This is a genomic window from Streptomyces corynorhini (genome assembly GCF_003346515.1).
Lineage (GTDB): Bacteria > Actinomycetota > Actinomycetes > Streptomycetales > Streptomycetaceae > Streptomyces > Streptomyces corynorhini.
Map to the genome: position 1 here is coordinate 1 of NZ_QQNA01000176.1, position 12,920 is coordinate 12,920.

Annotated in this window: 11 protein-coding genes; 2 read left to right on the forward strand and 9 right to left on the reverse strand. The window is 70.5% G+C overall.

Annotated features, from left to right (window positions below):
* On the forward strand, nucleotides 1-298 hold a 298-nt coding region (locus DVH02_RS36315; protein ID WP_233518371.1), incomplete at its 5' end, for a hypothetical protein.
* Between the two features lie 203 nt (nucleotides 299-501).
* Here the strand turns inward: DVH02_RS36315 and DVH02_RS21595 are convergent.
* Nucleotides 502-1,509: a stage II sporulation protein M gene (locus DVH02_RS21595; RefSeq protein ID WP_114625480.1), complete on the reverse strand. Its 1,008-nt coding sequence runs from the start codon at nucleotides 1,507-1,509 to the stop codon at nucleotides 502-504.
* A gap of 135 nt (nucleotides 1,510-1,644) precedes the next feature.
* On the opposite strand from DVH02_RS21595, the gene DVH02_RS21600 reads away from it, so the two are divergent.
* Nucleotides 1,645-2,622, forward strand: a complete 978-nt coding sequence (locus tag DVH02_RS21600; protein WP_114625481.1) for an RDD family protein — start codon at nucleotides 1,645-1,647, stop codon at nucleotides 2,620-2,622.
* A gap of 28 nt (nucleotides 2,623-2,650) precedes the next feature.
* On the opposite strand, the gene DVH02_RS21605 is transcribed toward DVH02_RS21600, so the two are convergent.
* From DVH02_RS21605 to DVH02_RS21645, 8 genes are all read right to left on the reverse strand, one after another.
* The gene (locus tag DVH02_RS21605) at nucleotides 2,651-3,265 is read right to left on the reverse strand and encodes a hypothetical protein (RefSeq protein WP_114625482.1); all 615 of its coding nucleotides are present in this window, start codon (nucleotides 3,263-3,265) and stop codon (nucleotides 2,651-2,653) included.
* Between the two features lie 172 nt (nucleotides 3,266-3,437).
* Nucleotides 3,438-4,895 carry an adenosylhomocysteinase gene (gene ahcY / locus DVH02_RS21610; RefSeq protein ID WP_114625483.1) on the reverse strand — a complete coding sequence of 486 codons (1,458 nt, stop codon included), beginning with the start codon at nucleotides 4,893-4,895 and terminating at the stop codon, nucleotides 3,438-3,440.
* A gap of 225 nt (nucleotides 4,896-5,120) precedes the next feature.
* Nucleotides 5,121-6,068, reverse strand: a complete 948-nt coding sequence (locus tag DVH02_RS21615) for a cation diffusion facilitator family transporter (RefSeq protein ID WP_114625484.1) — start codon at nucleotides 6,066-6,068, stop codon at nucleotides 5,121-5,123.
* 99 nt (nucleotides 6,069-6,167) lie between these two features.
* On the reverse strand, nucleotides 6,168-7,433 hold the full coding sequence (gene manA, locus DVH02_RS21620) for a mannose-6-phosphate isomerase, class I (RefSeq protein WP_114625485.1): 1,266 nt from the start codon (nucleotides 7,431-7,433) through the stop codon (nucleotides 6,168-6,170).
* A 44-nt stretch (nucleotides 7,434-7,477) separates the two neighbouring features.
* Complete coding sequence (locus DVH02_RS21625; RefSeq protein WP_114625486.1) at nucleotides 7,478-8,632, reverse strand: SIS domain-containing protein; 1,155 nt, start codon at nucleotides 8,630-8,632, stop codon at nucleotides 7,478-7,480.
* Nucleotides 8,633-8,670: 38 nt separating this feature from the next.
* Nucleotides 8,671-8,853: a Trm112 family protein gene (locus DVH02_RS21630; protein ID WP_114625487.1), complete on the reverse strand. Its 183-nt coding sequence runs from the start codon at nucleotides 8,851-8,853 to the stop codon at nucleotides 8,671-8,673.
* Between the two features lie 576 nt (nucleotides 8,854-9,429).
* Nucleotides 9,430-10,794, reverse strand: coding sequence for a phosphomannomutase/phosphoglucomutase (locus tag DVH02_RS21640; RefSeq protein WP_407697662.1), 1,365 nt, complete (start codon nucleotides 10,792-10,794; stop codon nucleotides 9,430-9,432).
* Between the two features lie 325 nt (nucleotides 10,795-11,119).
* A complete protein-coding gene (locus tag DVH02_RS21645; RefSeq protein ID WP_114625490.1) occupies nucleotides 11,120-12,736 on the reverse strand; it encodes an L-lactate permease in 1,617 nt (538 codons plus the stop codon).
* Between the last annotated feature and the right edge of the window lie 184 nt (nucleotides 12,737-12,920).

Here is a 12,920-nt window from a genome sequence, read left to right on the forward strand (position 1 = left end):
TCCTTTGTACTCACCCACAGAACATTTTCTGGGGCTTTCCTCCGGGCGCTTCCCTTCGGTGTTTCTTTGTTTTGTTTCCGTCTTGCGTTTCCGACTCTATCAGACTCTTTCGTGTCCGATTCCCCGCCGGAGCGGGGTTTCGCTTTCCAGATTCCACGCTTTCGCGTTTCCCTTTCCGGCGGTTCCGACTCTACCAGACTCATTCGGCGTGTTCTGCCTCAAGATTCTGATGGCCTTTGGATTGGCCTTTTGCCTTTCGACGGACCCGACTTTATCAGAAACCATTCGAGCCGATTGACCGGCTGCGAGGTGTCGATAGTCGAATCGAAAGACTCCGGCAGGAAATTCGATTCCACCGGGAGTCACATAGAGATTAACTTCCGCACTCGGTTCTTGTCCAACTCCGAGGCAACCGTTCAAATCTACCTCCCCACGCCAGCCGTGTCAACGGATTTTGTGGGGCGAAGAGGAGACTAACAGGTCCCGGACGCCGAGCGCACATCAGGCCGCCACGGGAAGCTCGGCACTCCGGTCAGTGGTCTCCACGTCACCGGTCTCGCCGGCGCGGGCCGCTCGGCCACCGAGGATGTAGACGTATGCGAGGAAAGCCAGTTCGGCGCCGATGCCTATCGCGATCCTCGCCCAGGTGGGCAGGCCGGACGGGGTGACGAAGCCTTCGATCAGGCCCGAGACGAACAGGACGAGGGCCAGACCTAGGGCCATCCCCAGTGCGGCGCGTCCCTGCTGGGCAAGAGCCGTACGGCGGCTGTGCGGGCCAGGGTCGATCAGTGTCCAACCGAGGCGCAGGCCCGTACCCGCCGCGACGAAGACCGCCGTCAGTTCGAGCAGGCCGTGGGGAAGGATCAGGCCGAGGAAGGTGTCGAGCCGGCCCGCCGCGGACATCAGACCGATACCCACACCGAGGTTGAGCATATTGAGGAACAGGATCCAGATCACCGGTACGCAGAGGAAGGCACCCAGGACGAGGCACATGGCTGCGGCCTGGGCGTTGTTCGTCCAGACCTGGGCCGCGAAGGACGCCGCCGGGTGGCTTGAGTAGTACGTCTCGTACTCCCCACCCGGGCGGGTCATCTGGCGCAGCTCCTCAGGGGCGGCGATCGCCGACTGGACCTCGGGGTGCGCGCTGATCCACCAGCCGATCACCACGGCCAGCGCGGTGGAGAGAAGCGCCGTCGGTATCCACCAGCGTCGCGAGCGGTACACGGCCGCGGGGAAGCCCTCCGTGAGGAATCGCGCCGCGTCCCGCCAGCCGGCGCGGCGCGCGCCGGTGACGGTGGCGCGAGCGCGGGCCACCAGCTGGGTGAGGCGGGCGATGAGCATGGGGTCGGGAGCACTGGACTGGATCAAGGAGAGATGCGTCGCGGTGCGCTGGTAAAGGGCGACGAGTTCGTCCGCCTCGGCGCCGGTGAGACGGCGGCCCCGGCGCAGCAGATGGTCCAGGCGGTCCCACTCGGCGCGGTGGGCTGTCACGAAGACATCGAGATCCATGGTCGGCTGCTGCTCCAGGCACTGGGTACGTTCGGTCCGTACCGCCGCACAACTGCACTGCCGCGGCGCGCTGGCAGCCAGCTTGGCAGACTGAGGTGTTCATGGGCGGGGAAGGTCGGCGAAGGGTGGGCACCGGTGGATGAGCTTGTGACGGGCGACGCGGTCGTACTGGGGCTCCGCCCTGCGAAGCTGCCGAGCCGGGCGCTGGCCCTGGTGATCGATCTCGTGGTCGTCTGGACCGTCTATCTGCTGGTGTCGATCGGGATCGCGGTCTCGACGGGGGCGCTGGACGACGCGGCGGTGGCGGCTCTGTCCATCGCGTCGTTCCTGTTGGTTCTGGTGGGCGGGCCGATCGCGGTGGAGACGCTGAGCCACGGTCGCTCGCTGGGGAAGATGGCCGTTGGTCTGCGGGTCGTACGGGACGACGGCGGGCCCATACGGTTCCGGCACGCGCTCGTGCGGGGAGCGATGGGCGTGGTCGAACTGCTGATGTCGCTCGGCGTCATCGCGTGCGTCGCGTCGCTGGTGTCGGCCCGCGGCCGACGGATCGGGGATGTCTTCGCGGGGACGCTGGTGGTACGGGAGCGGGTGCCGGCGGCGCAGTTGGCCACGGTCCCGCCGCCTCCGCCGTGGCTCGTGGGCAGGTTCGCGCAACTGGATCTGTCCGCCGTGCCGGATGATCTGTGGCTCGCCGTACGCCAGTACCTCACGCGGATGAGGCAGCTCGACGCCTCGGTCGGCCAGTCGATGGCCGAGCGGCTCGCCGCGGACCTGGCGGCGCGTACAGGGGCTCCTGTGCCGCGGGAGGTGCCTGCGGGGGCCTATCTGGCGGCGGTGCTCAACGAGCGGCAGGCGAGGGACGCGCGGCGGGCGTTCGGCCTCGCCGCGGCTCCCGCGTCCGCTGCGGCTCCGGGGTCCGCCGCGGTGCCGGGGTCCGCCGCGGTGCCGGGGTCCGCCGCGGTGCAGTCGGCTTTCGTACCGGGGCCCGCAGCTCCCGTGGGCCCGGCCGGCCCCGCCGCTCCCCCGGTGGTTCTCCCCTCCGCCTCTTCCTCCGCTCTTCCCCCGGCCGCCCCGCCCTCGCCGCCTGCCACCGGGTTCGTCCCGCCCGCGTAGTGGTGCGGCGCCGCTCGGGCCCGGCCGGTCACGGCAGGGTCGACGGCGGGGATTCGAGGTCTTCCAGCTCGATGCCAGGCGCCGAGAGCACCACGTCCCCGGCGAGGTGCACCGTGTGCTGCTCCCCGGTGTCCAGGGCGTTGACCTGGTACTCGTCCACGGTCAGCGGGCCATTGTCAGTGGCGTGCGCTTCACTGTTCACCAGTGCCCAGGACTGATCCACGGTCCTGGGGGCGAGTACGGGGTGCGTGAAAGCCACGAGGCGTACGCGCGTCGCGGGGGAATCGGGGGTGAGGCGCAGAAGTCGGGCGGTCGCGACGAGGAAGGCGGGGGAAGTGCCGGTGAAGGCGTGGGCGCGCACATTGCCTTCTGTGGCATGGACGCCGGTGGGGTCGGTACGGACCCAGGTGACGCCGTCGAGCGCGGCGCCACGGATCTCCCAGCTCGCGGCGTGGAGTTGCAGACGGATGGGGCGGCCGAGTTCGTCGAGGGCCAGATCGACGGAGCCCGCGTGGTCGCCGGAGGGAGTCGTGATCTGGGAGACGTAGCGCCAGCCGGAGGGGCCTGGGGCGCAATGGAAGTGTTCGTCACCGAGGGGGGTGTGATCGTGCGGATCGTGAAGCGAATAACGGCCTCGGGGCATGGCGGCTTTCGGGTCCTTCGGGTCTTCGGCGGCTGATCACTGGCGCGTCCGATCCACCGGCGCGTCCGGCCTGGCGGCCTGTCCGCGCCGCCGCCGACGGAACAGGCCCCCGCCACGGGGGTGCGGGGGCCTGTTCTCCGGCGCGGTTACCGAGAGGCGATGGCCTCTTGGATCAGTAGCGGTAGTGGTCGGGCTTGTACGGGCCTTCGACCTCGACGCCGATGTACGCGGCCTGCTCCGGGCGGAGCGTCGTGAGCCTGACGCCGAGGGCGTCCAGGTGGAGGCGGGCAACCTTCTCGTCCAGGTGCTTGGGCAGCACGTAGACGTCGGTCGGGTACTCCTCCTGCTTGGTGAACAGCTCGATCTGGGCCAGCGTCTGGTCCGCGAAGGAGTTGGACATCACGAAGGAGGGGTGGCCGGTCGCGTTGCCCAGGTTGAGCAGGCGGCCCTCCGACAGGACGATCAGGGTCTTGCCGTCCGGGAAGGTCCAGGTGTGGACCTGGGGCTTGACCTCGTCCTTGACGATGCCGTCGATCTTCGCGAGGCCGGCCATGTCGATCTCGTTGTCGAAGTGGCCGATGTTCCCGACGATCGCCTGGTGCTTCATCTTGGCCATGTCGCTCGCCATGATGATGTCCTTGTTGCCCGTGGTGGTCACGAAGATGTCGGCGATACCGACGACATCGTCCAGCGTCGCGACCTGGTAGCCGTCCATCGCCGCCTGGAGCGCGCAGATCGGGTCGATCTCCGTGATGATCACGCGGGCGCCCTGGCCGCGCAGGGACTCGGCGCAGCCCTTGCCCACGTCGCCGTAGCCGCAGACGACCGCGACCTTGCCGCCGATCAGGACGTCGGTGGCGCGGTTGATGCCGTCGATCAGGGAGTGGCGGCAGCCGTACTTGTTGTCGAACTTGGACTTGGTGACCGCGTCGTTGACGTTGATCGCCGGGAAAAGGAGGACGCCATCACGCTGCATCTCGTACAGACGGTGGACACCGGTCGTGGTCTCCTCCGTGACACCGCGGATCTCGGACGCGAGACGCGTCCACTTCTGCGGGTTCTCGGAGAGGGTGCGGTTCAGCAGGCGGAGGATGTAGCTGTACTCCTCGCTGTCCGCGGTGGCCGGGTCCGGGGCCGCGCCGGCCTTCTCGAACTCGACGCCCTTGTGGACCAGGAGGGTGGCGTCACCGCCGTCGTCCAGGATCATGTTCGGGCCGCCGGTGGGGCTGTTGGGCCAGGTCAGGGCCTGCTCCGTGCACCACCAGTACTCCTCCAGGGACTCGCCCTTCCAGGCGAAGACCGGGACGCCGGCGGGGGCGTCCGGAGTGCCATTCGGGCCGACCGCGATGGCGGCGGCGGCGTGGTCCTGGGTGGAGAAGATGTTGCAGGACGCCCAGCGCACATCGGCGCCGAGGGCGACCAGGGTCTCGATGAGGACGGCGGTCTGCACCGTCATGTGCAGGGAGCCGGTGACACGGGCGCCGGCCAGCGGCTGGGCCGCGGCGTACTCCTTGCGGATCGACATCAGGCCGGGCATCTCGTGCTCGGCGAGAGTGATCTCCTTGCGGCCGAACTCGGCGAGCGAGAGGTCGGCGACCTTGAAGTCCTGTCGGTTGGCGACAGTCGTCATAGCGAGCTGCTCCTCGTGAAGGGGGTCGAGGGTGAATACGTACGGCTGGCTCTGCGGCGGTGGGCATACGAATGCCCGAGCGCTCGCGGCGCAGTCCGTCGGAGGCCCTCTCTCCCTCGGCCGGTCCGCACGCGGGCCGCCCGACCGCCATCAGCAGCGACGTCTGGCTCTGGCACCGAATCTACACCGACAGGCCCATCGGGCCACAGCCGAATGGGTAAGTGGTCAGTCCTTGGCCGGGTTGGTACCGGCCGCCGCGGCCGACGCGCTGTAGATGTCCGGCTCCAGATAGATCACCCGGGCGATCGGCACGGCCTCGCGGATACGGGCCTCGGCCGCGTTGATCGCCTCGGCGACCTCCGCGGCCGTGTCGTCGTGCTCCACCGCGATCTTGGCCGCGACCAGCAGCTCCTCCGGGCCGAGGTGGAGCGTGCGCATGTGGATGATGCCCGTGACGACCTCGCCGTCGACGACCGCCGCCTTGATCTTCTTCACGTCCTCGGCGCCCGCGGACTCGCCGAGGAGCAGGGACTTCGTCTCGGCGGCGAGTACGAGCGCGATGACGATGAGGAGGAGACCGATGCAGAGCGTGCCGATGCCGTCCCAGACTCCGTTGCCGGTGGCGACGGCGATTCCGACACCGCCGAGGGCGAGAACGAGACCGATCAGCGCGCCGAAGTCCTCCAGCAGCACGACGGGCAGCTCGGGGGCCTTGGCCCGGCGGATGAACTCCTTCCAGGACTGCGTGCCCCGCGTGACGTTGGATTCCTTGATGGCGGTACGGAACGAGACGGACTCCGCGATGATCGCGAAGACGAGTACCCCGACCGGCCAGTACCAGGACTCGATCGCGTGCGGGTGCTTGATCTTCTCGTAGCCCTCGTAGATGGCGAACATGCCACCGACGGAGAACAGCACGATGGAGACCAGGAAGGCGTAGATGTAGCGCTCGCGGCCGTAGCCGAAGGGGTGTTCGGGGGTGGCCTCGCGCTTGGCCTTCTTGCCGCCGAGAAGCAGCAGTCCCTGGTTGCCGGAGTCCGCGAGGGAGTGCACGCCCTCCGCGAGCATCGACGACGAGCCGCTGAAGGCGAACGCAACGAACTTGGCTACCGCGATCGCGAGGTTGGCGCCGAGCGCCGCCACGATCGCCTTGGTTCCGCCGGACGCGCTCATGGGTGCGTGGGTGTCCCTTCCGTGGTCAGCGGCCCTGGCGCCGCCGTACGGCGGGACATTGTTGCAGCAGTGGGTGACGCCGTGATCTCGGACCGCGGCTCAGACCACCACTGTGGCGCGGAAAACGGTTCCCGTACCGGACAGTTCGGTCTTTTCTCCCGCCGGTACGAAGACCGAGCCGCCCGGCGTCAGCGCGATGTCGTTCGCGTGGGGCGCGCCCGCCGTGCAGAGCAGGATCTGCGGTGCGTCGACCGTCAGGTCACGCGGGGCGCCGCCCGGCGCCAGGGTGTAGCGGGAGAGCCTGAACTCGTCGATGGGCGTGTCGTACAGCTCCTCGCCCGAGGCGGACGCCTCCGGGCGCAGCACGCCCGGCTCGGTCGCCTCGAAGCGTACGACGCGCAGCAGTTCCGGTACGTCGACGTGTTTGGGGGTGAGGCCGCAGCGCAGCACGTTGTCCGAGTTGGCCATGATCTCGACGCCGAGGCCGTTGAGATACGCGTGCGGGACACCGGCGCCGAGGAAGAGTGCCTCGCCGGGCTGGAGCTGTACGTAGTTGAGCAGCATGGCCGCGATGACGCCGGGGTCGCCGGGGTAGTGCCGCGCGATCGACGCGTACGGCGCGTGGTCGCCGCCGAGACGTTCCGCCGCGGCGGCGGTCTCGGTGACCGTCGCGGCCATCTCCACCGGGTCGGCGGCCAGGACGGCGGTCAGCACCTCGCGCAGCGCGGCCTCTTCGGGGTGGGCGCGCAGCAGGTCGACGTAGGGCTTGAGCGCGTCGACGTCCAGCCTCGCGAGCAGGTCCGCGGCGGCTTCGGGTGTGCGGAAGCCGCACAGGCCGTCGAAGGGGGTGAGCGCGCAGATCAGTTCGGGCTTGTGGTTGGCGTCCTTGTAGTTGCGGTGGGGCGCGTCGATGGGCACGCCCCGGCTCTCCTCGTCGGCGTAACCCGCCTTCGCCTGGGCCAGGTCGGGGTGGACCTGGAGGGAGAGCGGGGAGCCGGCCGCGAGGATCTTGAGGAGGAACGGGAGCCTGGGGCCGAACTTCGCCACGGTGGCCGCGCCCAGCTCCGCCTCGGGGTCGGCGTCGACGAGGTCGGAGAGGGCCTGCTCGCCGTGGCCGCCGTGACCGCCGTGGTCACCGTGGCCGCCGTGGCCGCCGTGTCCGCCGTGGCCGTCATTGCCCCCGTCGCCGTCGCCGTCGCCGGTTACCACGCCGCTGCCCCGGTCGAGGCGCGACGGCGCGCCCGGGTGGGCGCCCATCCACATCTCGGCCTGCGGCTCCCCCGTGGGGGTCTCGCCGAGAAGCTCCGGAATGGCTGTCGTGGATCCCCACGCGTAGGGGCGCACGGTGTTGGAGAGGCGGTCCATGGGTGAGCTTCCTTGTACGGGGTGAGGTGGCGTGGTGGTGCGCGTCAGGCGGAGGTGCCCGCGAGCGCCAGATAGACCGTGGCGAAGTCGGTGACCGCGATCAGCTCGGCGAGCGCTTCCAGCTCGCTGCCCTCCTCCGGCTCCAGTTCGCTGATCGCCGTGTCGTTCCCCAGCGCGAGTTCGCGGGCGGCGGGCGCGGCGGTCAGTCCGCCCACCGGGCGGTCCCTGAGCAGGACGACCCGGGCCCGCAGCGCCTGGCTCTCGTTGACCCGGTCGCGGAAGAAGTCGTCCTCGCCGCCCGCGCCGCCCGCGCCGCCCGTCAAGTCGCCCGCGAGCAGGGCCTCGTGCGACGGGATCGCCTCGGGCAGTTCGGCGGCGAGCGCGGGCCGGCCGGTCAGCTCGGCCAGTACGGCGGCGAACCTGCGCCCGGCCGGGGCCGCGGCCGTCCCTTCCGTCCAGATCAGCGGAAGGCTGTCGGCGAGTTCGGCGGCGAGCGTCTTGGCCGGGTTGCTGTAGGTCGCGACGGCCGGGCCGCAGCGCTCCGCGACGCTGTCCAGCCGGTCGGCGACGAGCTGGAGCGTCTCCGTCGGCGCGGTGAGCAGGCCGGCGCGGTCGAGGAGCGCGAGGAGCGGTACGAGAAGCGCCCAGAGGGAGCCGGGCGCGGCGGCGCCCGCGTCGGCGTCGCCGTGTTCGTACTGCTCGTACGGCGCCGTCGCCATGGGGACGAGCAGGCCGCGCGAGCCGCCCAGCGACTCGCTCAGCGGCGACTCGCCCGGTGCCACGGCGACGACGGTGCAGCCGCGGCGGTAGGCCTGTTCGGCGAGGAGGGACAGGCCGGGTTCGGTGCCCTCGGTGGTGACGATCAGCAGCAGATCCACGGGTCCGGCCCAGCCGGGCAGCGCCCAGCGCAGTGCCCCGGCGGCGGGGGCGACGCCCGTGGGATGCAGCCGGGTGACCGGCGCGCTGGCCCCGGCGAGCGCGGTGATCACGTCCGCGGTGCCGGTCGCGGCGGCGCCGGAGCCCGCGATGAGTACGGCGCGGGGGCGGCCCTCGGGGCTCAGCCCGGTGACGCCCGCCTCGGCGGAGTTCCGCAGCGCCGTGCGCACCCGCGCTCCCGCCTCGGCGGCGCCGCGCAGCAGACCGAGGCGGTCGGCGCGGGTCAGCTCGTCGGGAGCGTCGAGCAGCGACTCGTCGAGCATGGGGTTCAACCTCCGTTGGGCCGGGTCGGACCGTCGTGTTACGCGGGGCGGCGGGCCTCGTCCACGAGCAGTACGGGGATGTCGTCCCGTACGGGGTAGGCCAGGCCGCAGTCCTCGCCCGTGCAGACCAGCTCGGGGGTTTCGGCCGCGGTGCGGTCGCTGAGCGGGGCGTGACAGGCCGGGCAGGCCAGGATCTCCAGGAGACCGGCTTCGAGCGGCATGAGGGGTGTCCCTTCGAACGGGTGGATCGGGCCACGTCAGGGTACCGCCGGTGGCCCGCGCTCGGCGCGGGGCGCCGTCGGGCGGGAGGCGCCGTCCGGCTAGGTGGTGGGCGGACGTGGTGGACGGAGGCGGTGGGCGCGGTGCTAGGTGGTGGGCGCGGGTGCGGGTGGTGGGCGCCGAGTGCGGGGTGGTGCGGGTCGGTTCGTCGGGGTGCGGGGGGCCGGGGCCTGCGGAGGCACGTGCCCGGACGGCATGATGTACGGCGCGTACGGCGCGGTCATGCGCAGACGGGCGTGCGCGCCGTAGATCGTGCCGCCCCGGATGTACCCCAGGCGACCACCCCCCGCACACGAGAACCGGCGCGAACCGACAACGCACCCCGCCCCGCGCAAGCGCCGCTAGGGCGTGTTTCGAAAGTAGCGCCGTCCGCCCGAAGGGCGGGGCCGACGGCGTCTGGTGCGTGCGATCGCAAGGCGGAGGATCGTCCTCGTACTGGACGTACTTGGATGACTCCGACAACGCGGCGAGCGTACGTGCCAGGCGTCGTCGGCCAGGCGGGACTTTCGAAACACGCCCTAGCCGCGGATCAGCGTCAGCGCCTCGTCCCTGATCCGCGCCATCGTCGCCTCGTCCCGCGCCTCCACGTTCAGTCGCAGCAGCGGCTCCGTGTTGGAGGGGCGGAGGTTGAACCACCAGTCGGTGGACGCCACGGTCAGTCCGTCGAGTTCGTCGAAGGTGACGTTCTCGCGGGCCGCGAACGCCGCGCGGACGGCCGCCGTGCGGGCGGTCTGGTCGTCGACGGTGGAGTTGATCTCGCCGGATCCCGCGTAGCGGTCGTAGGAGGAGACCAGCTCCGAGAGCGGGCCTGGCTGGGTGCCGAGCGCGGACAGGACGTGGAGGGCGGCGAGCATGCCGGTGTCCGCGTTCCAGAACTCGCGGAAGTAGTAGTGGGCGGAGTGCTCGCCCCCGAAGACCGCGCCGGTGGCGGCCATTTCCTGCTTGATGAAGGAGTGGCCGACCCGGGTGCGTACGGGCGTACCGCCGTGTTCCTTGACGACTTCGGGGACGGACCACGACGTGATGAGGTTGTGGATGATCGTGCCGCCGGGGTGCTCGGCCAGTTCGCGCGCCGCGACCAGCGCGGTGATCGCGGACGGGGAGACGCCCTCGCCTCGCTCGTCCACGACGAAACAGCGGTCGGCGTCCCCGTCGAAGGCGAGACCGAGGTCGGCGCCTTCGGCGAGGACGCGGGCCCGCAGGTCGACGATGTTCTTCGGGTCGAGGGGGTTGGCCTCGTGGTTGGGGAAGGTGCCGTCCAGCTCGAAGTACATCGGCACGACGTCGAGGGGAAGTCCGCCGAGGACGGTCGGGACGGTGTGTCCGCCCATCCCGTTGCCCGCGTCGACGACGACCTTGAGCGGGCGGATCGCGGAGAGGTCGACGAGGGACAGCAGATACGCGGCGTAGTCGTTCAAGGTGTCGCGCTGGGTGAGGGTTCCTGGCCGGGTGACCGCGGGCGGGGCGCCCTCGGTCAGCCACCGCTCGACCAGGGCGCGGATCTGCGCCAGTCCGGTGTCCTGGCCCACCGGGGCGGCACCGGCCCGGCACATCTTGATGCCGTTGTAGCGGGCCGGGTTGTGCGATGCCGTGAACATGGCGCCGGGGACGTTCATGTTCCCCGACGCGTAGTACAGCTGGTCGGTGGAGCAGAGCCCGATGATCGTGGCGTGGGTCCCGCGCGCGACGGCGCCCCGGGCGAAGGCCGACGCCAGTCCGGGCGAGGAGGCGCGCATGTCGTGGCCGATGACGATGGCCTCGGCCTCGGTGATCTCCGCGAAGGCCGCGCCGAACAGTTCGGCGAGCCGGTCGTCCAACTGGTCCGGGTACAGCCCACGGACGTCGTACGCCTTCACGATTTGCGCCAAATCGGCCACGGCCAACCCTCCTGAGCTGCTTCACTGCGGAACCGTCAAACTACCCGCGGATGCGGCAATCGTCCCATCCGGCCCGGCGAGAGCAGGGCGCTCCAGGCCCTGTCCGACGCATAGCGCCGTCCGCCCCTCGGGCGGGGCTCGCGGCGTCCTGGTGCCGTGGATCGCAAGGCGGAGGATCGTCCTCGTAGCGGAGGATCGTCCTCGTAGCGAGAGCATCCTCCTCGTAGCGAGAGGATCCTCCTCGTACGGGACGTACCCGGACGACTCCGGCCACGCGGCGCGCGCGTCCGTGCCAGACGCCGCTGGGCAGGCGGGATTTTGACGACAGTGCCTAGGGGAGCATCCAGCCCAGCGCCGCGGTGCTCTGCCCCAGCACGATCAGGCACATCACCAGCAACAGCCCCAGGCTCCACGGCAGCACCTTGCGCAGCAGGTCACCCTCCCGCCCCGCCAGTCCCACCGCCGCGCAGGCGATCGTCAGGTTCTGCGGCGAGATCATCTTGCCGAGCACCCCGCCGGAGCTGTTCGCCGCCGCCAGCAGTTCCGGCGACAGGCCGGACTCGCCCGCGGCCGTCACCTGGAGCGCGCCGAAGAGCGCGTTGGCGGAGGTGTCCGAGCCGGAGACCGCGACGCCGAACCAGCCCAGGATCGGCGAGAGGAAGGCGAGGCCCGCGCCGGCCGCCGCGACGAAGTGGCCGATGGTGGCGGCCTGACCGGACAGGTTCATGACGTAGGCCAGGGCGAGTACGGAGGTGACGGTGAGGATCGCGTACCGCAGTTCGCGCACCGTAGCCGCCCACTCCCGGGCCGCGTCCGCCGCCCGTACGCCGAGCACCGCGGCCGTGAGCAGACCGGCGAGCAGGACGAGGGTGCCGCCGGTGGCGATGAGCGGCAGGGAGAAGACGTTGGCACCGACCCGGTTGCCGTCCGCGTCGGCGACGTCGAGGAACGGCCAGTCGAAGACGCGCGTCGCACGGGCCAGTACCTCCTTGACCGGCGGGATCTGCGCGATCGAGAAGATCACCACGATCAGTGCGTACGGGGCGTAGGCACGCAGCACTTGACCGCGCGAGTCGTCCTGGTCGAGGTCGTCGCTGCGTACGCCGGTGAGTACGGAGGCGCGTACGGGCTCGGCCGCCGGCCTGCGGGCGGCGGGCAGGGCGACGAGTGCGGCGGCGCCGGCCAGCGCGGCGGCGATGTCGGCGAGTTGGGCGGAGAGGTAGTTGGAGGTGGCGAACTGGGCTACGGCGAAGGCGATTCCGCAGGCCAGCGCGGGCCACCAGGTCTCGCGCAGCCCTCGGCGGCCGTCCACGAGCCAGACCAGCACGAGGGGGACGACGAGTGCGAGCAGCGGTGTCTGACGGCCGACGACGGAGGCGACCGTGTCCAGGGGCAGGCCGGTGACCTGTGCGAGCGTCACGACCGGTGTGCCCATCGCGCCGAAGGCGACCGGCGCGGTGTTGGCGACGAGCGCGACCACGGCGGCCTTGACCGGGTCGAAGCCGAGCGCCACCAGCATCACGGCGCTGATCGCGACCGGCGCCCCGAACCCCGCGAGCGCCTCCAGGAGCGCGCCGAAGCAGAAGGCGATGACCAGGGCCTGAATGCGGGGGTCGTCGGAGAGCCGCCCGAAGGAGCGCCGCAGGACGTCGAAGTGCTGGGTGCGGACCGTCATCCGGTAGACCCACAGGGCGTTGACGACGATCCACATGATGGGGAAGAGCCCGAAGAGCACGCCCTGCGCACCGGCCGAGAGGGTCTGGCCGAAGGGCATCGCGAAGATGAGCCATCCGACCAGTACGGCGACGGCCAGCCCGATCACCCCGGCGAGGTGGGCCCTCATCCGTACGGCCCCGAGCAGGACCAGCACGGTGACCAGCGGCAGCGTCGCGACGAGGGCGGAGAGCGCGAGCGAGTCGGCGACGGGTTCCAGCTGCTGTACGAACACGACAGTCCTCCGGATTCCGCGATACGGAAACTGATCTCTCACGAGTGGAAGGAATGGTCGTGCGCACGACAAGGCGGGGTCAATGGATCGCGCAGGATCCGTGACCGAAGGAATCAGGAAGGAATCAGCAAGGACAGGGAGGGAGAAGCGGGAGGAGCGGGGGGTGCCTCTATGTCCTTCGTCA

Excerpts from the sequence above, each read along its gene's own strand:
- DVH02_RS21595 (WP_114625480.1), bottom strand. The coding sequence starts at position 1,509 with ATGGATCTCGATGTCTTCGTGACAGCCCACCGCGCCGAGTGGGACCGC.
- DVH02_RS21605 (WP_114625482.1), bottom strand. The coding sequence starts at position 3,265 with ATGCCCCGAGGCCGTTATTCGCTTCACGATCCGCACGATCACACCCCC.
- ahcY (WP_114625483.1), bottom strand. The coding sequence starts at position 4,895 with ATGACGACTGTCGCCAACCGACAGGACTTCAAGGTCGCCGACCTCTCG.
- DVH02_RS21615 (WP_114625484.1), bottom strand. The coding sequence starts at position 6,068 with ATGAGCGCGTCCGGCGGAACCAAGGCGATCGTGGCGGCGCTCGGCGCC.
- manA (WP_114625485.1), bottom strand. The coding sequence starts at position 7,433 with ATGGACCGCCTCTCCAACACCGTGCGCCCCTACGCGTGGGGATCCACG.
- DVH02_RS21625 (WP_114625486.1), bottom strand. The coding sequence starts at position 8,632 with ATGCTCGACGAGTCGCTGCTCGACGCTCCCGACGAGCTGACCCGCGCC.
- DVH02_RS21630 (WP_114625487.1), bottom strand. The coding sequence starts at position 8,853 with ATGCCGCTCGAAGCCGGTCTCCTGGAGATCCTGGCCTGCCCGGCCTGT.